General features: G+C 43.5%; 20 protein-coding genes. 1 reads left to right on the top strand and 19 read right to left on the bottom strand.

The window, feature by feature from the left end; translation table 11 throughout:
• Positions 1-120: 120 nt before the first annotated feature.
• The 9 genes from EHV15_RS34150 to EHV15_RS34110 all read right to left on the bottom strand — a co-directional run bounded on the left by EHV15_RS34150 (position 121) and on the right by EHV15_RS34110 (position 10,966).
• Positions 121-339 (bottom strand): hypothetical protein, encoded by a 219-nt coding sequence (locus tag EHV15_RS34150; protein ID WP_128635732.1) that lies wholly within the window; start codon positions 337-339, stop codon positions 121-123.
• A gap of 348 nt (positions 340-687) precedes the next feature.
• Positions 688-1,200, bottom strand: coding sequence for a group II intron maturase-specific domain-containing protein (locus tag EHV15_RS34145; protein WP_128635731.1), 513 nt, complete (start codon positions 1,198-1,200; stop codon positions 688-690).
• Positions 1,166-2,065 (bottom strand): reverse transcriptase domain-containing protein, encoded by a 900-nt coding sequence (locus EHV15_RS34140; RefSeq protein ID WP_128635730.1) that lies wholly within the window; start codon positions 2,063-2,065, stop codon positions 1,166-1,168. Before EHV15_RS34140 ends, EHV15_RS34145 begins: the two co-directional genes overlap by 35 nt.
• Positions 2,066-2,314: 249 nt before the next feature.
• Positions 2,315-2,509, bottom strand: a complete 195-nt coding sequence (locus EHV15_RS34135) for a hypothetical protein (RefSeq protein WP_128635729.1) — start codon at positions 2,507-2,509, stop codon at positions 2,315-2,317.
• A gap of 539 nt (positions 2,510-3,048) precedes the next feature.
• Positions 3,049-5,817, bottom strand: coding sequence for an N-6 DNA methylase (locus tag EHV15_RS34130; protein ID WP_128635728.1), 2,769 nt, complete (start codon positions 5,815-5,817; stop codon positions 3,049-3,051).
• A gap of 93 nt (positions 5,818-5,910) precedes the next feature.
• On the bottom strand, positions 5,911-6,822 hold the full coding sequence (locus tag EHV15_RS34125) for a hypothetical protein (RefSeq protein ID WP_128635727.1): 912 nt from the start codon (positions 6,820-6,822) through the stop codon (positions 5,911-5,913).
• A gap of 328 nt (positions 6,823-7,150) precedes the next feature.
• Positions 7,151-7,741, bottom strand: a complete 591-nt coding sequence (locus EHV15_RS34120; RefSeq protein WP_128635726.1) for a helix-turn-helix domain-containing protein — start codon at positions 7,739-7,741, stop codon at positions 7,151-7,153.
• Positions 7,742-8,181: 440 nt separating this feature from the next.
• Positions 8,182-9,534 (bottom strand): hypothetical protein, encoded by a 1,353-nt coding sequence (locus EHV15_RS34115; RefSeq protein WP_128635725.1) that lies wholly within the window; start codon positions 9,532-9,534, stop codon positions 8,182-8,184.
• Between the two features lie 517 nt (positions 9,535-10,051).
• Positions 10,052-10,966 carry a DNA methyltransferase gene (locus EHV15_RS34110; protein WP_128635724.1) on the bottom strand — a complete coding sequence of 305 codons (915 nt, stop codon included), beginning with the start codon at positions 10,964-10,966 and terminating at the stop codon, positions 10,052-10,054.
• Between the two features lie 635 nt (positions 10,967-11,601).
• On the opposite strand from EHV15_RS34110, the gene EHV15_RS34105 reads away from it, so the two are divergent.
• Positions 11,602-11,970 (top strand): hypothetical protein, encoded by a 369-nt coding sequence (locus EHV15_RS34105; RefSeq protein ID WP_128635723.1) that lies wholly within the window; start codon positions 11,602-11,604, stop codon positions 11,968-11,970.
• 106 nt (positions 11,971-12,076) lie between these two features.
• On the opposite strand, the gene EHV15_RS34100 is transcribed toward EHV15_RS34105, so the two are convergent.
• The 10 genes from EHV15_RS34100 to EHV15_RS34055 form a co-directional block, all read right to left on the bottom strand.
• Complete coding sequence (locus EHV15_RS34100; RefSeq protein ID WP_128635722.1) at positions 12,077-12,256, bottom strand: hypothetical protein; 180 nt, start codon at positions 12,254-12,256, stop codon at positions 12,077-12,079.
• Between the two features lie 31 nt (positions 12,257-12,287).
• Complete coding sequence (locus EHV15_RS34095) at positions 12,288-12,704, bottom strand: DUF262 domain-containing protein (protein WP_246062081.1); 417 nt, start codon at positions 12,702-12,704, stop codon at positions 12,288-12,290.
• 112 nt (positions 12,705-12,816) lie between these two features.
• Positions 12,817-13,200 (bottom strand): hypothetical protein, encoded by a 384-nt coding sequence (locus EHV15_RS34090; protein ID WP_128635720.1) that lies wholly within the window; start codon positions 13,198-13,200, stop codon positions 12,817-12,819.
• Entirely contained in the window at positions 13,201-13,620 is a 420-nt protein-coding gene (locus EHV15_RS34085) for a hypothetical protein (RefSeq protein ID WP_178076102.1), read from the bottom strand.
• A gap of 1,213 nt (positions 13,621-14,833) precedes the next feature.
• The gene (locus tag EHV15_RS34080) at positions 14,834-15,745 is read right to left on the bottom strand and encodes a hypothetical protein (RefSeq protein WP_128635718.1); all 912 of its coding nucleotides are present in this window, start codon (positions 15,743-15,745) and stop codon (positions 14,834-14,836) included.
• Between the two features lie 111 nt (positions 15,746-15,856).
• Complete coding sequence (locus EHV15_RS34075) at positions 15,857-16,321, bottom strand: hypothetical protein (RefSeq protein ID WP_128635717.1); 465 nt, start codon at positions 16,319-16,321, stop codon at positions 15,857-15,859.
• Between the two features lie 42 nt (positions 16,322-16,363).
• Positions 16,364-16,906 (bottom strand): hypothetical protein, encoded by a 543-nt coding sequence (locus tag EHV15_RS34070; RefSeq protein ID WP_128635716.1) that lies wholly within the window; start codon positions 16,904-16,906, stop codon positions 16,364-16,366.
• Positions 16,907-16,948: 42 nt separating this feature from the next.
• Positions 16,949-17,479 (bottom strand): hypothetical protein, encoded by a 531-nt coding sequence (locus EHV15_RS34065; RefSeq protein WP_128635715.1) that lies wholly within the window; start codon positions 17,477-17,479, stop codon positions 16,949-16,951.
• Between the two features lie 1,740 nt (positions 17,480-19,219).
• A complete protein-coding gene (gene ligA / locus EHV15_RS34060; protein ID WP_246062080.1) occupies positions 19,220-21,241 on the bottom strand; it encodes an NAD-dependent DNA ligase LigA in 2,022 nt (673 codons plus the stop codon).
• A gap of 358 nt (positions 21,242-21,599) precedes the next feature.
• Positions 21,600-22,957 (bottom strand): IS1182 family transposase gene (locus EHV15_RS34055; RefSeq protein ID WP_128635714.1). Its coding sequence is split into 2 segments (ribosomal slippage): positions 21,600-22,390 and positions 22,390-22,957, totalling 1,359 coding nucleotides; the frame shifts between segments, so codons are not numbered across the junction.
• Positions 22,958-23,259: the final 302 nt, after the last annotated feature.

The following is a 23,259-nucleotide window of genomic DNA, read 5'->3' as shown; positions in this document are numbered from 1 at the left end:
GATAAAAAAGCAAGAGGATCATTGCATTACCCTTGCTCCGTTTTGTACTCAACATAAAAATAAGTGAAAGCAAAAAGAGCCGCGTTATATTTCGCGGCTCTCTCAGCGATTCGTGGATAGTTACGAGACTTGTTGGTTCCCCCAAGTCAACCGCACCCGTCCTTCTTCATCCACCTCTTTCTCAATAACGCTATTGAGAACATCCAAGTCGATTCCGAACTCGTCGTAAATTTCGGATTGCTCCTTGAAGTCGAGGGTTTTGATATACTCGTTGATGCGTTCCTTGCTCATAAGCAATGCGAGGAGATTTTGTTCAATCGTGTGGTCATAGGTCACCATATGGATTTCTTTTTGTTCTGTGCTGTTGTACCGGATAAACCGGAAGCAGGTGGGTAGAGAGAGGACGCATTACAGCGTAGTCTGGTTAACTACGAAGCATGTTTCCCTCAAGCCCCCGTTGGAACCGTGCGGGCTGCTTTCACAGCACACGGCTCGCGACTAATTTAAGCCTATCCGTTGATTACCCGAGTGTTCGGGTGTTTCTTAGCGTGGCATTCAGGGCACAGAGTTTGTTTCGGAAGGTCTCTGCTCGCCGCAATTACTGCGAGTGCGTCCCTCCGCTTATTCCTCTTGACCACTCTTTTGTGGTGGAGTTGAACTTCTATATCCCCACCGCATTCTGTACAGCTACCATCCGAGGAGAGCCTCAAGTTTATCTCGCAGTGAGTTACCCTGAACTAGGCGGCCGAGTGTTTCCTTTTCCACCTTGTCATCGTCAGTAGAATGCCATCCATGCTGTTCGAACGCATCTCGGATTTTATTCGCGACCTCCAGAGGAGTTCGGTATTTATAGTCGCTGAAATAGCGCAGGAATACCGGCTTGTTTCCACTTTTGGCACGAATCCGCTGTCTCGTCTTTCCGTAGACGTGTATCTTATTGACCACGTAAGAATCGATTACCTTGGCAATCGAGCACTTATGCTTCCGTCCAAGCCAATGCATTACCATCCAATAGAGTTCCTTGCCCAAGGCGTTGGCCACTGAGCTCCAGTTGTTCGCTATCAGGTGATAGTTGCTCCACCCACTTACAACCCTGTTGATCGCCACAATCATGTCGAAGGCAGGATTGTTGGAGTGTAGCTCCATTAACGCCTGTAGCCGTCTCCTAATACGTTTGATTCCCTCGCGCGGAGTGTTCACTGGATGACGTATTCTCCTTCAGTTCGACCTTGTAGGTTGTCCGATTCTCCGACAACGCTTTAGACAGTTTTCGCAACTTGTTCTGGAAGTCCGCATACTCCTTGGAGTCTCTACGCTTCTTCCGGTCCATGTTCTGCTGCCGCGGGGCCATAAAGTTATCGAATTCATGGAGATAGATATTGGCCAGAATGGGGCTAACAATACCGCCCTGTGGAGTCCCGTCCTTGGTAGCAAAAACTGGATTGGACCCGTCTGTGCCAAATCCCATCTGATATCCGCTTTTCAGGAATTTATTGATGAGTTGAATGAACCGCTCATCCGCAATCCTGGTACGCAGGACATTCAGAAGCTTTGAGTGCTTGATATTGTCAAAGCAACCCTTGATGTCTCCTTCGATTACCCAGTCGAACTTTCTAGGAACGATTTCGCTGATCGCCGTTTGGCAGCTCCGACGTGGCCGGAAGCCATGAGATGAATCCGAGAACAACGGCTCGTAGATAGCTTCCAGAATGAGCTTCACCGCCTGTTGGACAAGTCTGTCCTTAATGGCGGGAATCCCTAATGGCCGCTTACCTTTACCATTACTTTTCGGGATCTCAACACGCCTGACCGGTGCCGGCACGTATTCACCGTTACGCAGCTGGGCTGATAGAGTAAGGATATGTTCGTCCCTTCGCTCTTCAAACCCGCTTCGATTCATCCGGTCCACGCCTGCAGTCTTGATGCCTTTGTTGCTTCTTATGCAGTCCCATGCGTACGATAACATTGCCTCGTTCTGGACGATTTTGTACAGTTTGCTGAATCTGTGCTTCTTGTCCGCCTTAGCCACTTTGGACAGGTAAGCAATTCGTTCCATGACATTCATAGAGGATCAACCTCCTATTCAATGGTCGGAATTGCTTAAATTAGCCTAGCGTCATTCACCAGCACCGTGCACAGCGTCACCGCCGCGCAGGTGTCCTATGTCCCTCGACATAGGTGTGCACAGGCTTTCCCTGGCCCCGATTACTCTAACGCTTCCTTCGGATACCTGTCTATCATAGGGTAGCCAGCACCCTCCATACAGGTTCCTTTGCAGGTTATCTGTTATTGCACTTATTTCACCCTATTGTAATTAGTCGGTAATGATAGCCTCTGCTCCGCAGATGTGGCAACTCCAAGTATTATCTTTGTCAGGACCATGAGTTGTCTCCACCGTAGCCAGCACCTCAAGGAACTCACCTTCTGGTGTTACCACCCAGTCTTGAGTTACGTGTGCAACCGTTACAAATTTATCGTGATTTTTATCATAAGGACATACAGCTTTCATATTCAATATTCTCCTCTCAACAATCCCTTTCAAGTGGGAGATTGTCTGAATAAATTCCCCCACTCAGGGATGCAAAAGAAAAATAGATAATCGACTACATTTACGACTAGGGTTTGTAAGTGCAATAAAACGTAGCACGCATTGAATATCCTTAGGTTGCCTTCAAATGGTTTACGCCATCGGCGTTCATGTTCATCCAGACGGTGACATATGTAGTGTTCCGTCCTACCAGCTTTGCCGGCTTTGCAAGGCCAATACTGTACCCCACATTGAATGAATAGAGCTTTTCAAGGATTCTTTCGCTCTAGAGCCCGGAAAATTCCCCATCCATCTCAGCTTCATAAATAACCTATTAACCTTAGATATTCGCACCTTGAAGTGACGCTCTTGCCTACAATCCTTTCGGCTCACGCCCCAACTTTCACCCTCCAAGCTTGACCCGCCGATACAAGGATTTGCTCTTGTTCGTGGGGAGGGATTAGGTCACGACTCTACACAGTCGCGGTAGATTCCCGTATTAATACAGGCTCTCTACATTGCTACGCAGACATCATCTGCCGCCCGTATTGCTCCAATTTCGGTATGTTCCATTGAAGTGATTCCACGATGACTCTGTTACAACTCGGAATGTTGACGCTGGACTTGAGGCTCTGCTGGGTACTTATGAGAATTCCGTTGCTAGAAGCTTCAAATTCCTTTATCAGCTGTGTTCGTTTCGAGAACGATACATCCCCCTTAATAAGGAATACAGGCCGATTTGGGAACCGTTCCTGCATAAAACGCTGATATTCGGCTGCCGTCTCAAGGAAAACTGTTCCGATCGCGACCTTTTCATCGAACTGGTCGACAAGAGACATGATGTGATAATACTTGTTTGGCAGCACCGTCGACCCGTATTCGTCCATCAAATGAGGGCACGATGTCGATTTGATCAGCAACTGGAGCTGCCGCATAATCTTTAGCATACTATCCTTCTTGACGTTGCCGGTGCTGGAGAAGTAGTGCATCATCTCGTGAAATTCATGGATGATCTTGCTGTACACACTTTTTTCTGCAGCGTTTTGAACAATTCGATGGGTGATGTGATTGTAGATTTTCTTTCCAACAATCTCTACAAATTTACGGGTAATTATTGTCTTTTGAATGAGGTGAACCAGACTATCCTTATTAAAAATATCCTGATTGTGCTTCTTAACCCCGAACACTGTAACCTTCGCCGGGCTGAAGCACTGCTTGAATAAGCTTAGTCCCCCATACGCCGGATAAGGCTGGTTGAAAACGGGGTTCATCTTTTCCTCAATATCGCCTTCCTTGTTCACTTCATAAATAGATTCGCAATCGCAAATCATGTTGATGGAGTTGTTGTAGAGCAGCTCAAGCTGTGGGTACAATTCGACGATATTGTTACGTGTGGTTGTGCCGGTCGTTAGGAGCTTATACTTAGATCTCCGGAAGCATGCAAGGATTGCTTTTGTCTGAAGTGAACGGGCGTTGGATGCCTCATCCGATTCATCGACCACCAACGCCACCTTCTGGCTTTGCATCCGAAGGTATTTCATAATTTGCCGTTTATACTTCTGCAGACGCTTCAAGGAAACTAGGACAATCTGACCGGGTTGGATGGCTTCGATGTCCTTTAGTGAACGGATCACGATGAAATTCTCTCCAAAGTGTCCCAGCTTCTCCTCCCAGGTAAGATGGATCGCAAGTGCCGCGCTTACAACGAACACATTGCGAACCGCCTTCTTCTCCAAGAGCCGCTTATACCAAGCAATGGCGGCGATCGTCTTCCCGCTTCCCTGCTGCCAATTGAGAATGCCGTACCTCTTCTGCATGACCAACCCCAGATCGTTCCGCTGCTTCTCATTCAGCTTAATGACTTCATTCCGGGACGAATCGAAGATTTGAAACTGATCTAAATATTGGTCAATGCCAGCGTTTCGCTTCATGGAATCAAAGGCTTGGCATTGGTTCAAGTAAGCCAGTTTCTTTTCATCTACCAACTTCATGAAGCTTTCGTCTTCAAAGGGATACCGCTCGTTGAGAACCATATCGTTAAATGAGATCTCCGTAATGGTCTTCAGCTTGTTCAACTTTGCCTGCATTTTGGGACTATAAGCCTTGAGCTTCAAGCTGTAATTCCTTTTGACGAGACGGATTTCATCCTTATGAACCACGTGCTGATTCTTAACCACTCTCCGTAAATAAGCGAGCACTTTCCCTTTGGTCAAACGCTTCTTTTCCCACTCCTTAACACTCATTCCATCCGGCATTTTCTCCGTATAAAAACGATTCACGTAGTCCACCGATTTTGAGTAATGTTTGGCCAGTATCGGATGACGCTTAATATCGAAGAGCAGCTTCTTCACCTGAAACGTGAATTCATTCGCTTCTATATCCTGATGCTTCTGTTCAAACAAAATCTTATGACGGATTTTGTTTTTGTCCTCCAAGAGCGGCTTAATATAGCGCTCATGAACAAAACGCGCACCGACTAAATCGAAAGAAGGGACCGTGATCTTATCCTGAGAGTACGGAACTGCCGATAGGTGTTCGCTCTTCTTTTGGAAGATCATCATCTTTGTCTCGAACGACTCCAAGCCGTACATTTTGAAAGCATCCGCCGGCAAATCCATTTGGCAAATAAATGAGAACCTCTTATTGATCTCCTCGATCATACCGCCATCAGAAAAGTTATCGCTTAGAAAACTGTTAGGCACAATCAAAGCGAGAAACCCCGCCGGCTGAAGGAGATCAAAGGAGCGAATGCAGTAAAACAATTGACTCAGATATCGTTCGTTTTTGTACTCCCACTTCAAATTGAATGGCGGGTTTCCAAACACTACATCGAATCGTACTTCCGGTTCGTAAAGACGAATATCAGTGCACTCGATATGAGCCTCAGGAAAAAGATGTTTCGCTACCTTGTATGCCTTAATGTCCAATTCACTCCCATATACATTGGACTCAACAGGAGCCTGGTTTATAAAAGCCCCCATTCCGCAGGTCAGATCGGCAATCAAATCTTCCTGACTTGGATTTATAGCTGCAACCAGAAATTCGCAGAAGGAATGAGGTGTGAAGAACTGGCCCTGCTCAATATCCTTCTTGGCTTCAGAATAGTCAAAGTAACTACTGAAGTTGGATCGCAAGAGACCGTGAAGGGCACCATCACCCGTGTAAGCCTGGTAAATATCCGATTGAGTAATCCCGAAATCCATCTTCGATTCGATAATATGGAGAATCTTCTCGTTAATCTCTTTTCGCTTTTCTTGCGGGATAATTCGCCCCAAATGTTTGTATTTCATATTAGCCTCCCGTAAGTTCGGATCAATAAAAAACACAGCAAAAGCAGATAAATTCTGCTGTTTGCTGTGTCGCTCCGGAATGGATAAATTGGGTTAGGTATACTTCAAATATTCCTTTGCAAACTGAAGGGCCAGCTCATGACTTTTGAACTTAAGCTCGACCTTACCATTCTTGAAGCATTTCAGGGATTCGAATTTGTTCATGAACGTGAAACTGAATTCATCAAACCAGTCTTTACGAATCCGATCATTCGCAATTATTGCCAAAGTGTCTCTTGTCGTGGTCTTTCCAGACTCAAACAATTCCACCCCACGAAGAAGCTTGGCGAGGTTTTCATCTCGCTTGTTAAGCCAAGAACCAGAAAACCATGATTCGAAATAAAGATAGTCCGCAATAGCCACTTTCAGCGACTGAACTTTTACCTTCGACGAATTATAGATTGTATTCCGGACAGCTTCTTTGATTTCCTCATTCGCCTTTTCGGAGAAATTCATCCCGTCCATCTGCAGCAGGATATCGTCAACGACATCCTTGTATGTGATCGTATGATCATACTTCCGGAACTTCTCACGATTAATCGTGACAGAGTACGTCGTCCGGAAATGCGTTACGATCTTGCTGACAAATGAGTCAATCTTGGAAGTTAATTTCTCATCGAGATCCTTGATGAGGTTTTTCGTACTTAAAAAGATATTCGACATTTCGTTATCCACGTAAAATTGTTTTGCCTTCAGAATGAGTGCTACCGCTGCATCAATGCGAATCTGATGCTGTTCACAAAATTCTTTATCCTCATCAGAAATCAACATGTTGCCTCCAATTTTAACAGCGTCAAACTTGGCCATGATGTCGAAATCAAACCCTGAATCACTATCCTCCAGAGGTTTCGGTTCTTGTTCATTAACCTCTTCAGTTGCAACGTTTTCGGGCTTTTCAATTGCGCTTGCAGAAATAGTTTCATGTGCTGGCAAAACATCGAAAATCAATAACTGACCATCAATCAATTTTCTCATCCTCTCCTAAGTATTTGGGTTGTTTAGGCAAAAAATAACGCCTAACGAAAAGCATCAATCCCCAAAAAAGTGCAGACCTGCACAATTTAGCATTGATACGCTTCGTTAAGCGTCATTTCGAAATAGAATGGGTCCATGTGTCGCATGACAGGACCAAAAAAATTAAGATAAGGTATAAAACAATAATATCATCACAACCGTAATTGTAAAAGTTTAAAAAACTTTTTTCAGTGCAAAGACTTGTATCGACTTTTGTTGATTTTGAGATATTTGGGTAAAATCAAAAAGCCCTTGCGATAGCAAGGGCATCTCACTATTTTCAGGACTTCTCAATTTCCCTTACGTCCATGGCCAAAAAGCGCAACATGCGTCGCAAATCATCTTTTCCAGTTGCCGGCTTTTCGGTAAGTTGATCAACATACTCCTCAACTTTTTTCTCGAGTGCCGCTTTCTTGAGTGATTCCCTAAGTTTGTTCAGTTGATCAATTTCGTAATCGATTTGCGAAAGCGTGCTGGGTTCCTTCCTCTGGAGTAGAGGATTATCCGTAATCCCCAGTAAATAATCAGTTGATGTTTTTAAAAACGCTGCCAACTTGACAACCTGATCTGGATCGGGATTAGCTATGCTTCGTTCCCAGTTAGAAATCGTCGCACTCGATGCCCCAACACCCTCCGCAAGTTGCTCTTGCGTCTTACCTCTTAACATTCTGACCTCTTTTATTCTCTCTGCTAATACTTGCATGACAGCACCACCCATTATTATTTGATTAAAATATGCTCGTTTATTCTCTATCATTCGCAGCTGGGGCTTTGTCTTCACAATAACCTGTCCGGCATTGACAGAAGATACGACCGCCCACGAAATAAAAAAGCTATCCAATACACTGGCATCTGTTCCGCTGACCAACATCCGCTTCACCAAGCTTGTCTTAAAACCTGTAAAGATTCTCTATCTGCCGACTCAGAAATAAGAAATGAAATCGCTAATGCTCCTACAATATAAAGTATATTCTCAAGCAAATGAGAACTCAAAGCAGATGCTGCAAGCACAAGGCCAATAGCCCAAACTGGTCTTTTTTTCCGCCGATAGTATGCTGAACCCAATCGCAAAGCGAAAAGTAAAGCCGATCAACCATGTTACCGATAAAGCCAAGAACACTCCCAAATGGACCGGAGCAAACTCTGCAGTCAGGACATTAATCAAAACGATTGGAGCATCATAAAAGTATAATCTGTTCCTCAAGACCTCCTAGGTTACTACAACGGGCTGGTGAGATCGAAATCAGCACCTTCCCTCCGAAAGAAGTAGCCAAGCCTGCAGCATTGCAGGCCTGACCTCCACCATTGACTTTAGTTTTCTTCACGTTCGCTGCGGATTCTTTCGGCTTTTAGTGCCAGGCGTTCGATGATCTGGTAAAAGACGAGTTTTTGGGGGTCGACGTTTCCGGGATCCAGAGCAGCCGCGACTTTCTGAAGGAAACTTTGAGCTCCCTCATCCAAGTATGTGCCCTCCACAAGCTCTTCTTTTAGAAGGACCTCGAAGGCATCAAAAGCCGGATCACATGAAGAAGACTGCTTCTCTACATCACTGGACCACTCTAATATTGTCCCATAAATTACGTCCTCAAAGTGAGTGCATTCCGGGTACAAAAGTGAAAGTTTAATTTCAGCTTGAGCTGCTTTCAGTAAGAAATACAACATATTGCTGACCGCGCGGCGTGCGATGTAGCTCCCGCCGATCGTTTCCTCATTATCATTGGGCTGAAGCGCAAAAGATGCAATCGAGAACCGAACTTCTGACTTATCTGAATTATCATCGTCTTCTAAATACTGAAGATGAGCAAGATCGTTGACGTGAATATCGAAGAAGTGAGCAGCAACATCCCGAGCGGTTTGAGATTCATCGTTGCAGTACAGGGTGTAATTATGTTTATTGTCCAGAAACTCAGCAACCGTCATTTCTTCGCCCGCAATGGTAATGGAGTTATTCTCCTCTTTTATGTTTAAGGACAGATTACCAAACTCATCGCCAGCCAAGGAAATGGTGAGGTCAAGTCCGGTTTCCATTTTTAAAAACTTGGCGAACTCGGATTCGAGCTGGCGAACCGGGGAGAAAAACACTTGATATTTCGGCTCATGAACTAATCCGGTTTGACTAACCAGCACCGGCCGCGTATCCTTCTTTGTCTGTTCCGAAATAAGTCCCTCAACGGGAACATTATCAATTTTGATTCGATTGGCGGGTACCGGCTTTTCCTCAACAGATTCAGATTCCGAGACGATATGCAGAATTTCCCGGCTTACTTCGTCGATACATCCCGTAAAGAAGCTGAAGAACGGCGTTGCTTCGATCCATTCGCGGAACCGATCATCAGATTCCATCTGTCTAGAAATCGTCGATAATCCACGAGATACCCGCCGAATAGCCTCCCTCTGAATGTACCCTGCAACCTCATTCTCCGTCAGATTGGAAATGGGAATTAGATTAAGGTCATGGGGGCTAATTTCGGCATGAATAAGTGGCACACCGTCTTCAGATCCGATAATGATATCGTTCGCAAACCCCTCATCATCTTCGGCAGTGATACCAAAATCCATTACTTGATTCAAGATACCATTCGCAATGTTTCTTGCAACCTCTTCCTTGTTTTGAATAGGGTCGGATAAACCCAGTGTAAGTTGAAAATTCATTTTGTTTTGCACAAATATCGCTCCCTTGATTAGTTTTGGTTTTTGGACAAAAAAGTGAAGTGGGTTGATCACCCTGCTTCTTCATTCTTTTCTTCACCGTTTTCCTCAATATCTACGGATTGAATGTTTGCTTCGGACGCATAGAAGTCATCCATTTCCGCCTAGTAGAAAACCTGTACAGCTCGCTCCCGGATTTGCTTCGGCTAGATTTATTGACGTTTTCAACTCTCACCGTTCGGGTGAATGTCACATAAGCATTTCTCATCCTTTTCGCTCCTTTAAAGAAAATTGGGTTATAGGTGCAAATAAAAAACACCTAACAAGCAACCAAAGTCGGAATAGACACACGGATAGTGTGAATTCAACCTTAGTACCCTTGTTAGGTGTTTCTTAAATAGAATGCTCCTCTGCTCGTGCCGAAGAGTAAGAGTTCATAAAGAAAAAAATGGTATGTATTCAGTATATCACGAAACCAGGAGATGTTAAATAAGATAAGAAAAGGCCTGCGGATAGCAGACCTTCCCTCCCTTTACACTTGTAAAGTTAGCTCTGGAATGGAGAGATTTTGAATCATACGGCTTACGTTTTTCTTCAGAATCTCAAATAAAACGGCGATTCGTCCTTTCCTCATCGTCGCGCGGCCAAGGTTCCCGCTTCCGGCAAATTGGTCTACTACCACTTCCCCTGGGAGCGTAATTGCCTCAAGGATAGCCTCATAAAGCTCAACCGGTTTTTCGGCTTGATGAATCCTTTTCTTAGGGGGAATGGGCTCGAAATCAAACTCTGTTGGAAGCATATAGGAAGTACCACTCATCCAACCGCCACGTTGTTTATCCGGACGGAGAGGTCGAGCCTTGCCTTTCACGAAAAACATGATATCCTCACTATTTTTGCTCTTGCGACCGGTGTTATAAACACACTTTCCTTTCTTCCACGGAACTTTCGCGTAGTAATTCAAGCCAACTGCCTCAGCCATAGCCTTGATCTTAAAAAGATACTTCCAGTTATTTTCATTTTCTGCCGGAAGAATTTCGACCAAGAAGGCACCTTCCCTCAAGACTCTCGCTTTTTCTTTAAAATCCTCAATGGTATAGAGAAACGAAGTGTGATCGTAGGTTTTGTCAAAAACACGGTTGGTCCCTTTATTGGACACTTCATCTTTCCAAGGATGATCGGTTACAATGGCATCTACGCTCTCATCCTCAAAAGCCGAAAGATTCCTTCCATCCCCTTCTACAACGAATGCGGCCCCATCTTCCGATAGCAGCATGTATACTCCCCTCGATACACGCTCAAACCGCTTTTTAAGATTTGTGTATAACCTTCCGCGAATAGTCGATTCAGGCTTATCGGGAAAGTAGGTTGCGATTTCCTTAATGTGCATGGGCCTGCCATTTTGTTGTATGACATCTGCGATGCGCTTAGCAAGAATTTCTTGTTTCATGTTGCTCACTCCTTAAACCTTTTTGGGTTGTAGGTGCAAAAAAAACACCTGACAAACCGACCAAAGAAGAAAGACACACGGGTCGTGTGAATTTCGATTTTTGATCACCTTGTCAGGTGCTTCATGTGCTTAGAACGCTCCCTATGCGCACGCTGGGAGAAGAAATTGAGAAATAGGATACAAGAGAATTATATCATAAAGGGTACGATGAAAGAAGAATATGGATTGCTCCGAAATGGCCCTTTCTTCGCCCTTATCTCATAATGTTTACATAATGAAAAAAAGAAGAGTTGAGCAAATATACGATCAGTACGTGCTTCATCAAAATTCCTATGCCTTTCAAAGCACATTCCCTCTCAAACAAATATATCCGTTTATAACTTCTTACAAAATATATCTATCATAGGTACCTTTGTATGCAAAGAATTGACAAAAACACTTTCAACAGTCAATATGATGGTATCATTTGATACCAAAAATATCATGTGATACCAAAAATATCATGTGATACCAAAAATATCATGTGATACCAGAAACAAAAGTCCAACAACGAATCAATCGAAGCCTATTTCAAGAAATTCTCGAAGCTTACTTCAGACTGGGAAAGATAAAAAACAATGGAGGTCTATTCCAAAATGCCAAACTACGTAGTTGAGGATGAAACGCAAGAAACCTGCAGCATGATCTACGACAGGCCAGGGTTTTCCCCTTGGGTCATCGAGGTTGTAAACATGAAAAATGAAGATATGTTTACCGGAGTCTTTCGCACTGCATTTTCCGGAGGAAGAGAATGCGAGCAATTCGTTCTGATGCCGGCAAAAGCTGACTTCACTCTTCTCACGATACAAATATTTAAAAATGGAGATGTCTTATTCTCTAATCAAATCCCGGCAACGGTTGAAGTCAAAAAGCAGAAAAAGCGAATTGTGATCCAATCACACGCGGATATCGAAGTTTCTTCATCAGGAACGATCTCGATACTTACGCATCCGAGCGAATTCTGATTATAAAAAAAGAAGCGGGAGACCACCCGCTTCTTTTTTGCTTACAAAGGAGCGGGGCTCCGCTCCCTTGTACCAACTCATCCCAACCAAGGGAGAAGGATGATGTTTAGTATGTGACCCGCAGGGCTGCCTGCACTTTCTGAACGGCGTCTTCCTGATTTTGTTCTTTTGGATCAAGCCCGTACTTTTTACATACCGCATGAAAACAATCGGTCAAAGTCGTGCTGTAAATATACTTCACTCCGTTGAGTTCGCGCATCATTTCAAAAGCGATATCAATTACCACGGATATAAAGCCTCCTGTCACTTTAGATAAATTAGCCTACCTTTTGTCGTTCTTCCTCAAGGAGCATTTTCACCCGAGCAATTTCCTCGTCGCTGTGAACCGTTCCACCGCTATTCATTTCAATATACCACTGAAGCACTTCTTCCCTTGTTTTAAGGTCGTTAACGACAAAAATCAGATTTACATCGGTCCGACCCTCAAACTCCATGTAATAGTATCCGAAGGCCTTGATTTCATTGTTCAGAAACCGTAGAAGAGCGGTAAGTCGTTGCAATCCGTCTACCAGGACAAACGGCAGCTCGCCCATCATGATATTCGGAGAGTTAAAGTAAATAATCCGTGCTGATGTTCCACCGCGTAAGAAATATTCCACGTATCGAATTTGTTGATCCTCTGTCCAAATGTGGCCCCTTTGGAAATCGGGATTTATTTCAAGTCCCGCCTCCAAATACTCATCAATGTTCCTTTTCAGTTGATGAAGAAAAACATTGATCTGATAACCGTGTACCGAAGTGAATTTGGGAATATCCTTGAATTTCAGTTTTAAGACTCCCTTCTGCTTACCTTCGCATAAGACAAGCCGCTTTAGGATAATAGCCCCTCAACAGATCAAAAGCGCGGCCTTTACGAGCTAAGGCTTTCTTCTCCTCAAGACCTTGTAGTTCCTCTTGGAAGGCCAGGAAAGTGGCTTCCAATTCCCGCACGGCTAGACGAAGGTCATTTTCATATTGGCTGAATTCATTGCACGAATTTTCTGACGCCGAGCACTGTATCGGTGTATGAAAAAGAGTGGCCCGTACATTTTGAGTATGCAACATTCTGCTCTTGTCGTCCATCATTTCCCGAAGGCGGTTAGTAATCCGCTTTGCTTCATCTAATGCTTGCTGCACCCTTCTCTTGTCAGGGCAGGTTTGGCATAGCATTTGCTGGTAGAAGAACTGCATTTAGAGGAACACCTCAATTTCCCTATCTGTAAGGAGTTCAGGATTAGAAAAAATACTACCGATCCTCTCAAACCCAAACTCCTGGAGGGCTTCCAATCGATTGTATGCGTCAGGGAACTCGATCATCGTGCAGAATACGCCACGCACAAGGTCGAACTTAATGACCCAGTTATTCTTTCCGTTACTTAAAATATCACCGGAATATAAAGGGGCTCCGGATGCGATATCATTGAACGGTACTTCAGGTATTAATACATACCTATCACGCCGGCCAATCGCTCGAAGAAAGAGCCCTTCTTGGATTTCTTCAAACTTGGACACCGTAGCGATATCATTGTTCGATGTAATGGCAACATCATTTTCGACAATACATTTTTCCACCAAATCATAAATCTTAAAGTTTCCGATTGTTGTATTCATAAAGCCCTCCCGCTCTTTATTAATAGAAATGATATTTCCTTGATTATGGACACTCTCACACAAATACATGATGTGGGTTTTTGCACAGTTGGCTTTTCCTTTAGCAAGGCAGAAAACGTCTTATTTCCATCACGACGAATGTTTTACATTTTCTCATTACGAGGATCAGTAGTGCTCAACGGATGCGATTTTCCTTAATTCATGGGCCGTCCATTTTGTTGAATTACATCTTCTATCCGCTTCGCAAGAATTCCTGTTTCATCTTGGTCACTCCTTATATCAAATTGTGTTGTAGGTGCAAAAAACACCTGACAAACCGACCAAGGAGGAAGGACACACGAATCGTGTGAGTTTCAATCTTGATCACCTTGTCAGGTGTTTTGTTGGCTTAGAATGCTCCCTTTGCGCATGCTGGGAGAAGAACAAATTAACAGAGATTAGGATATGAAAATATTATATCATAAAGGAGAGGATTGAAGAAAAAAAGATTGCGATTGAATAGCACAATCCCCTTCTTAATCCCATCTGGCTTGGCGCTCCTGCAACAAGCATAAAGCAATGACAGCCATACAAACTGCACCGATCGCTTTCGTGAAAAGCGTCGTGACTAACAGAACCCATGGCGAAAGGGAAAAAGAGTTTCAATGTGTCCTCCCAAAATTGAAATGACTGCATAAACACCAGCAATCAAAGAATAGATAAAAGCGGAAAGGGACGAAATAACCGAATCAAAACGTTAGGAACATCCTTTCTAACGAATAGGTGGATCACACACATTCCTCCCATAATGAATATTGAAGCAGTATATTTTATGAAATTAATAGTAACGGGTCCCAATAATGCACCTAAAACTTCAAGTATTTATTTTTATATATTGAAGAAGAGTAACCTAAAAATATAAGGTTACTATGTGTACTGGATACTTTTTCAAAATGTCGCCTATTGCTATCAAAGTTTCATCCCTCCTTTTATACATATTCCCCATTAATTTCGGAATTGTAGCAGTTCTTCGGCAAACAACCAGAAGGGTTTCGAACAGACTTCAACAACGGTGGTCAGCCCTCGAGGTTCATCATCATGACCATCAGTTTAACAACATATCTACGCCCACGGAGCACCGATATAACAAGTCTGTTTTTACATAGAGTACAAACCACCAATATGAGAAAAGAGCTGTAAGATTGCAGCTCCTTTCTCAAGAAAAAACGTATTTCTAATTATGCTCAAAATATTCAACAACCTCTGCCAATGTACGTTCCTGCAGAAAGTCATTTATTATTTCTTTAGATACACTATTTCCATTGCTATCACTCAATAAGAAACAGTTCTGATGATGTATCCTATCTAAAACAAAAACATAAGATCCAAAATCTGAAACTTCTTTGGTATATAACAATTCCCGGGAGTTTTTATACAAAAAGTCATTCGGGTACCCAGGATTTACTGCGTATATTAAATCCAGGTACTGTTTATTACCAAATTGATCATAAAGAAAACTATCAATCAATTTAAATAAACTTGCGTATGCCCCCCTCATTTTCTCAGGTGTTGAAACATCTACAACAAGTTTCTCCATTTCTTTAAAAAGCCTATAACCAATATATTGTTTTTGAGATAATTGATCTCTTAATTCATTGAATGCTTGCTCATTACGTAAGTTTAACTCCAGGAAGTTAACAGCATGACACAGGTCGGCCACATTCTCCAATTCAACAGTTAAGAGTACATCATTCAAAAAGGCCTGATTTAATTCAGATTGATTAACGCCTATTTTTCTCATTTCTTCAAAGATGTAAGTATGATCTAACGTATTTGATAACGAATTGATAGATTCTTTTAGCCACAGTGGAATTTTCACTTTGTTAAACCTTCGTATTTGTGGAAAGCCCAATAATTTTAGTTTTACATGAAGCAATTCATGATAATATAGCGCTTCGTAATGGATTTCAGAAGATTTAAATATAATTTGTACCTCTTTATTTGCTAGATACCTTGTTAGCGCAGACTCAGGTTGATTATCTTTCATAAAGAATGTTAAATTCATACCTATACTTTCAATTGATTCAATCACCTCTCTATACAAATTTGACTTAAGTATATTTGATGAAGGTGTAAAGATTTCCATTGGCTTTTTCCTCATTTTCATTGTTTTTATATAAACTATTTTGAAATGAATTTACCTTTCTTCTGTAGGAGATATTATATCTGCTTCATATCGAGTATTAAAGCCTGATTACTAGGCTGGATACCTCAACAAAAGAAAACTTACTTCGGAGAAATGGTTCTCGTCTGCTCTTATCCAACGCAAACTATTCCAATTCTTTCTGGCAATAGGCAGCATATACTTTTCAACGGCTTTCTCGTCGTCCTGCTGTTCTTCCGAAAGGTCTGCCCAGTTATGCCACAACTCGGTATTTATAAAATAAAGCTTACCACACCGATCCTTGGCATATATGAACCAATCCTCACAAAAAACATACCGTAATTCATTTTCATAAAATTGCTTTGAAAACCTTAAGCAGCGGCCGATATGATGATTTAGTTTTTGTTTCTGGTCCTCTGTCGCCTCTATTATTTCAAAGTCATCTCTGTTCTGAGCTTCAGTTGTTTCAACGATACGTACAGAGATAACATTTTGAAGTGGCTTTAATCTATCACATTCCCATATTTCGCCGGTTGTTCTACAATGGATTTTTGGCATATCGAGCCCTCCATGAATGTTTTTAACTCTTTTGCAAATTCATCATTTCTCAAGAGTATTCAAATCTGCAGCTTCCATCCCAGTTGCGATATAATTCTCTTCTAACTTGCCGAAATACCATGCGATCGCCTCGTCGGTCGTCATGGGAATACTTGCAGCAATGAGACCCACTTCGTTGAACCGGTCACTTTCTACATCATAAAAGTAAAATGGCATGTTCGGGAACTCTTTGCTAAGACTATTCAAGAACTCCTGTACATCACTCATGCTGAGGTTATCCCAGGCATTACTGATATGGCGGATAACGGGTCCAAGAGTTACCTCATGATGCCCAATGTACTGCTTCAAGACATCAGCATCGGCGTCCCCGATCGGATTTATTGATAAAACCTTGATATAGCATTCCTCCTCAGCATCAAACCACCGATAGTTATCACCATCATGCTGAATTGTTTCGTCGCCCCAATTTTGAGAGAACACAGACGAAATAGCTTCCATTACATCTCCGTTAGTAGTAATAACACACTGACTCTCGACACTGAAGTCGCCGATGCCCTGCTCATAATTTGCTAAGTAGTGATTCATTCGACTATTCCCTCCATTAATCTTTTTCAATCGTCCGATAAACTAAACCGATTTGATTTCAGCCGGCCAGTCCTTTGGAATCGAGATATCGGCTGTCTTAACATTCACGGAGACCGGAACATCATGGGATTCCACATAGTTACGAATCATAAGTCTTCCTTCGTCTTCGCAGCATTCAACCACTGAAGAAAGGTTACCATCGACAAGTATTTGAATTCCTGGATAAGACTCCTCTGTTTCCAGTTGAGCGGTAACGAGCCCCATGCTGCTAAGGATACTGATTTGCACTTGATCCGTGGTAAACGAGACCCCGAAGATGTTCGAATTCTGCTCCAAGTCCTCTTCTTTCAACGGAATTTGATGATACCCCTTATTGCTTCGCATCATTGCGAGACCCGTTTCAACTGAAGGGATGAAAAAGGAATCGGCTTGGTTCCCGTAAGTTTCCCCGGCTTCAGGATCAAAATTCCGAAAGCGAGCAACGATGCGGCCGCTGTCATCATAAATGGTTGCGTGAATTCCAGTTACATTCGATTCCATAATTTCGCTATACGACAATTCCAAAGTTGCCATGGTTTCTTTCCTCCTCATAGATATTAATCAATTTGGGTGAAGCTGGTTTTGTTCGCACCAATTTTTCGAATTCGAAATGACTTCCAATTTGACCCGACGACTTGTCTTACGCAATTAAAGACTCACGAAGCTGTTCAGGTGTGGTTCCTTGGTTCACTACTAGCCAGTCTTCAAAGTAGTCAATGTCATCGCGAACCGAGAACCTCTTCCACAGAATTGGGGGATCTTGCTCATCTTCCATCTCCTTTTTTAAAAAGTTGGGTTGTAGGGTGAAGAATGCACCCAACAAACGATCAATCCTCAGAAACAAAATGATCGCTTGTTGCGAGCATTCTTAATTCTTAATTAAAGAAGGATAGGCGGCTAGCCACCTATCCTTTTCTAAAGCGCCGGTATAAACCGTATTTAGGCTAAAATTACATTCTGATACACAGCAACCATACTAATCAATGCGACAACATGAAAGTTGGCATATTGGAATAATACCATCCTCGCAGAGATACGCCCTTTTTTATATTCATGTTTGAACATACAGACCAGGGCCGCCGTGAGGATAACATAAACCAATGAGCAGATAATGATTAATTGCATGACAACCACTCCTATACTGGGATTGGATAAAAACAGGCTAGTGCCTGCAAATGCTTCACACACGAAAAACCGTTAAAACGCAAAAAAGCACTTTTTCAAGTGAAGGGTAAAAGAACACACTGGTAGCGTGCAATTTAGCCTTAATCACTTAAAAAAGTGCTTTGAGTACGTTAGAATGCTCTCTTGTGCGCTTGCTAGAGAGGGAAAATATATTAATGATAGGTATAAAACAATATTAGCATAAGAGTGTTCACTTTGCACACCTTTTCAAAGCAAAACAGGGACCTTATCTGGGCCCCTGTTTCAATTCCCTGCGATTTAAACTTACTGCGAGCGGATCTTTGCCGACCAATCCTTGTATCTGGTTTATGGCAGCTCCCCCTCCAATTGGGCAGCCAGGATATGAAGTCCCAATCAAACTTCCCGTAACATGACGCCTCCCCCAATGAAAGGATCGATTCGACAGAATCAAGGAATCGCCGCTCCAACGAAAATCTTCATTGAGCTGGAACACCCAGAATACACCTGTCCAAAGGCCTCTCTCCTAAATGGCTGCCATCGATCACATTGTATGTTTCGTCACCGGTAGTGCAGACCCAAACTTGGCTCCCTTCCCGCTACTCTTTAAAAATGTGCTTTTTTCGTGCGTCTCGGTGCCAAATTCTCGGCCATACTCCCCCCAAAAGTGGTTTGTCTTTTTATAGTGTTGGATGGCTTCAAGCACTTGGAGAAGGGCTTTTTTACGATTTGTGACTTTGACTCGAAGAATACACTCGCTTGAAAACGTGTCATACTTCACACCAACATAAAGGGTGTAGTAAGACCTTTTCCAAGCTCCTCGACCAGTGAATTTTGAATGAAGGCCGCAGACATAGCAGAATTGGTTTCCCACTTCTCCGGGATTAATCACCAATGAAAAATTGCCGTTAGAGGACCATTCAGCAGATACATCCGTACCGCCGCATGCCTGCCAACGAATACGATCAGTTCTCGCCCGGTCACATTCTGCTTCTGCCCTCAGTCGATAATAATTAGGAAATAGTTGTTCCGGATTAGTCCTGTCCCACTACATTTAGAAAGCCCCTCTTATCGTACTTTGGATTTTATAAAAGGTTGGGGCGCAAAAAGTATGCCTCCAACCTGGTGTAGTTACTGCATTCCGATCAACTGTATGAACTCTTCATCCAAAATGATGCGAATCCCGAGTGTTTCAGCTTTGGCCTTTTTGCTACCTGCATTTTCCCCGCAGACCACAAAGTCCGTTTTCCTCGAAACGCTGCCAGTAACCTTTGCGCCGAGTCCCTCCAAGATGAATGATGCCTCGTCGCGCCCCATTGTGGACAGAGTGCCGGTGATGACAACGGTCTTACCGTTGAATAAACCATCTGCTGGTACGCTGACTTCCACCTTCTCAAACACTGGATCGCAACCGGCCGTCCGAATCATACGAACAATGCCATATGTGACTGGATTAGCGAAGTATTCAAGTACACTATCTGCAACGATTTCCCCAACATCTGACAAGGCAAGAAGTTCCTCCTTACTAGCCTGGCTGAAGCGCTCCAAAGAACCAAAAGCTTCAGCGAAAGTTTTGGAAGAGGTCTTACCAACGTTTGGAATGGAAAGCGCATGGATCAGATTTGAAAGCCCTTTTGTCTTGCAGTTTTCAATGGCCTTAAGAAGATTTTGGGCTTTCTTTTTCCCAAACCCCTCTAAGTAGATCAGCTGCTCCTCTTGCAGATCAAAGAAGTCACCGGGGTGCCGGAGCAGGTGATTATCGTGAAGGAGTTCAGCCGTGCTTTGACTGAAGCCTTCAATATCCATGCAATCACGGGAGGCAAAGTGAGTCAGCCAACCAACTTTTTGTGGTTTGCACTCCCACTTATTCTCGCAGTATAGATGTGCGCCTCGTTGAACCAACTTCGAATTACAAGATGGGCAATGTGTAGGCGTAACAATCTCGAGACCATCATTCTCATCCGTCAGTTTTCCCAACAGTTCCGGAATGACATCATTCGATCGTCTCAAGATGACTTCTTTGCCGAGAGCAAACTTGAGGTTTTTACGCTCAATGTCGGCCACGTTATTCATGGTACAGAACGTTACAGTAACCCCGCCGATCTCCACAGGCATAAGCATGGCCACCGGAGTCAGCTTGCCGGTCCGACCAACCTCCCAATTGACTGACTCCAATGTAGTGGAGCATTCCTCGGCTTCAAATTTGTAAGCGATGGCCCATCGTGGGAACTTTTCCGTGTATCCCAGGACGGAGCGGGTATGCATGTCAGCAATCTTGATGACTGCACCATCAATCAAGAAATCAAGGTCTGCACGGCACGCAACTATGGAATCAAGCTCACTAATAACATCCTTGATCGTCCCTACATAACGGGTATACGGATTGACCTTGAATCGATTCTCAATCAAGAAGTCAGACATCTCGCTATGGTGGGAAAAATACTTATCTGGAGCGTAGCCAACATTATAGATGAAGGCATCCAGACGACGTTCAGCTGTCACTTTCGGATTCAGGTTGCGAAGGGCACCGGCCGCTGCATTGCGAGCATTTTTCAGAGGTTCTGCTGCGGTTTCGTTATACTTGGCAAGGACAGAAAGATTCATGATCCCTTCACCTTGGATTTCAACAAGACCCTTGTAGGGGATTTCCAACGGAATCGACTTGATCGTCTTTACCTGAGCGAGGATTCCCTCCCCAGTAACACCCGACCCCCTCGTGGCAGCTTGAACCAATACCCCATCGTTGTAAGTCAGATTGAGCGTTAAACCATCAAATTTCAATTCAATTACGAATGACAGCTCAGGAAGCGGGTTCCTTGGATTCGCTGCGTTAAACGTCGAAATTGCCTTTTTAACGCGCTCTTCCCATGCAAGCAGATCTTCTACCGACTGTGCCTTATCCAGGCTCCATAGTCGTGCCAGGTGCGTGTGCTCGGTAAATCCCGAAAGAATCTCACCGCCTACACGTTGAGTGGGGGATTGCGGAAGAACCGTTCCCGTCTCCTTTTCCAACGTAACCAGTTCGTCATAAAGCTTGTCGTAGTCCGGATCTAACATAAGGGGATTATCCAATGTGTAGTAGTGATAGTTGAGCCGGTTGACCTCGTTCACCAAATAGTTCATTCTTTCCATCTTGCTTTCTGTTGTTAACATCGCTTGTCCTCCTAAATAAAATGGGTTGTCAGGCACAAAAAAATGCACGCGCCTTTCCAATGACCAAATCTCAGAGGACATAATTAGCCCTATGAAATAAAATTCGGTCACTCGAAAGGTGAGTGCATTTACATTAGAATGGATTCCTGCGCTGGCGGGAACCTAAGATAAAATTGGAAGTAAGGTATGAACCAATAATAACACCAAAATAGTTAAAACGGAAGTAGCTACAGAGCACCAAAAAAGCCGTGCAGTAATGCACGGCCAGGCTGTTGACAAAGCTCTGTTGGTTTTGAGTTTGTTTGAAAAAGTTAGATGAATTCCTGAAGTTCGAGTATTAAAAAACAAGAAGATCGCCCTATCTAGCCAGCTTGGCCAGGTGGTTGGCGATCTTCTTGATGTTTTGGCAGATGGCTGTCATGAGCGCTTGCTCTAAGACCTTTTTCTTGCTGCGAAACCGGCAATAGCGAAGTCCATGGAGCTCTTTGGCATCCGCGAAACTTCGCTCAATCGTTTGGTATCGGAGGCGGTACAAATATTTGCCCGAGCGAGAGCGCCCGTTTTGCTTTACCCACTCCTTGCTGTCTTGCCAGACATGCCGGGTCAAGACCCTTTGTTTGTTCCTTGAACGTGTACACTCCCCAAGCAACGGGCAGTCTTTACAGATCTGGGGGGCCGATTTGTACTGGCGATAACCCTCCCGGTCCGTTGTAGCATAAGTCAATTCCTGTTTTTGTGGACAGATATACAAGTCGCGTTCGTGATCATACTTAAATCGCCACTTGGCGATCAAGCCCTTTACTGGGGTATAGCTTCTACCGCCAATGACGGCATAAATCTTCCGGGTATGGAGTTTCTTGCAGATATCGGCGGTGTTATAACCAGCATCAAGGGCAACGGCTTCCAATGTCTTAACAAACCCAAACTTCTCGATTTGTAGTTCAAGGCGGTCAAGATAAGGCGTCGAGTCATGGACATTTCCGGGCGTAATATGTACATCGGTAATAATGTTGTATTTATGATCAACCGTCCGGTGATCCAAATAGAAGAAGCCTTCCGGTTTACCGTCGCGGACCATATATCCACTCTCGGGGTCTGTTGTACTCACTTTTGTTTCTTTGGTCTGGGTCACCTCCTTCCGGGGTTTTAAGGCTTTTTTCCATGAGCCGCTCGATCGGTTTGAACGGCCTCGTCCAAATCATCCAGATAGGTTTTAACGCTCTTTTCAACTTCTTGTTTGACGAATTTACGCTTGTTAGCGTTGGCTTTGAGGTGGGTTGAATCTGTAATCAATACACGGCCTGCGACCATCCGCAGCTCAATAGCTTTGAATACAATATGGTCGAAGATTTCTTGAACAACATCGCTGTCCTGAAGTCGCTTGCGATTCAAGCTTAATGTGCTGTGGTCCGGAACGCGATCCGTCAAACCTAATCCGACAAACCAGCGATAGGCCACATTAAGTTGGACCTCCTGTTCAAGCTGGCGTTCAGAACGAATGCCATATAAATAGCCGATAAACATCATTTTGAAGAGCATGATCGGATCGACCGAGGGACGTCCGTTATCCTCGCAATAATAAGGTTTAACTTTTTCAAGAATAAAGGAAAAGTCGATGTGTTTATGGATCTTACGAAGCAAATGATTTTGAGGTACAAGTTCTTCTAAACAAACGAATTCGTAGCTGTTTTGCACATTCGGATTGGAGCGAAGCATGCAACCACCGCCTTGTTAGGATAACTATATTATATCATATTAACGCGGTGAATACATAAAGAAAAGAAACAAAGAAATAGCCTGTTGAGGGTTTCTCAACAGGCTGAAAGACGGTTGAGAATTTTACTCAACCGTCTTTTTTCTCAATCCAATATCTCCATAACTCCATAGGCACTACAACCGAGGGCTAAGGGTGTAGTCTCACCACATTGTTAATCAAATTGAAAATTTATAGCCAACGCATTTTCATTTCTTAGTTTTAAGCAGTATGTTTTGTATTGAGCTTTTATTAATAACCACCA

Source organism: Paenibacillus oralis (genome assembly GCF_003863965.1).
Classification (GTDB): domain Bacteria; phylum Bacillota; class Bacilli; order Paenibacillales; family Paenibacillaceae; genus Fontibacillus; species Fontibacillus oralis.
The sequence above is the reverse complement of the archived record's forward strand: the minus strand, read 5'-3'. Positions and strand labels throughout refer to the sequence as shown.

What these genes read in the sequence shown, in the direction of transcription:
- EHV15_RS34080 (WP_128635718.1), bottom strand. Translation starts at nt 15,745, where the DNA reads ATGGAAATCTTTACACCTTCATCAAATATACTTAAGTCAAATTTGTAT.
- EHV15_RS34075 (WP_128635717.1), bottom strand. Translation starts at nt 16,321, where the DNA reads ATGCCAAAAATCCATTGTAGAACAACCGGCGAAATATGGGAATGTGAT.
- EHV15_RS34110 (WP_128635724.1), bottom strand. Translation starts at nt 10,966, where the DNA reads ATGAAACAAGAAATTCTTGCTAAGCGCATCGCAGATGTCATACAACAA.
- EHV15_RS34150 (WP_128635732.1), bottom strand. Translation starts at nt 339, where the DNA reads ATGGTGACCTATGACCACACGATTGAACAAAATCTCCTCGCATTGCTT.
- EHV15_RS34140 (WP_128635730.1), bottom strand. Translation starts at nt 2,065, where the DNA reads ATGAATGTCATGGAACGAATTGCTTACCTGTCCAAAGTGGCTAAGGCG.
- EHV15_RS34065 (WP_128635715.1), bottom strand. Translation starts at nt 17,479, where the DNA reads ATGGCAACTTTGGAATTGTCGTATAGCGAAATTATGGAATCGAATGTA.
- EHV15_RS34135 (WP_128635729.1), bottom strand. Translation starts at nt 2,509, where the DNA reads ATGAAAGCTGTATGTCCTTATGATAAAAATCACGATAAATTTGTAACG.
- EHV15_RS34085 (WP_178076102.1), bottom strand. Translation starts at nt 13,620, where the DNA reads ATGAATACAACAATCGGAAACTTTAAGATTTATGATTTGGTGGAAAAA.
- EHV15_RS34090 (WP_128635720.1), bottom strand. Translation starts at nt 13,200, where the DNA reads ATGCAGTTCTTCTACCAGCAAATGCTATGCCAAACCTGCCCTGACAAG.
- EHV15_RS34130 (WP_128635728.1), bottom strand. Translation starts at nt 5,817, where the DNA reads ATGAAATACAAACATTTGGGGCGAATTATCCCGCAAGAAAAGCGAAAA.
- EHV15_RS34070 (WP_128635716.1), bottom strand. Translation starts at nt 16,906, where the DNA reads ATGAATCACTACTTAGCAAATTATGAGCAGGGCATCGGCGACTTCAGT.
- ligA (WP_246062080.1), bottom strand. Translation starts at nt 21,241, where the DNA reads ATGTTAACAACAGAAAGCAAGATGGAAAGAATGAACTATTTGGTGAAC.
- EHV15_RS34105 (WP_128635723.1), top strand. Translation starts at nt 11,602, where the DNA reads ATGCCAAACTACGTAGTTGAGGATGAAACGCAAGAAACCTGCAGCATG.
- EHV15_RS34120 (WP_128635726.1), bottom strand. Translation starts at nt 7,741, where the DNA reads ATGTTGGTCAGCGGAACAGATGCCAGTGTATTGGATAGCTTTTTTATT.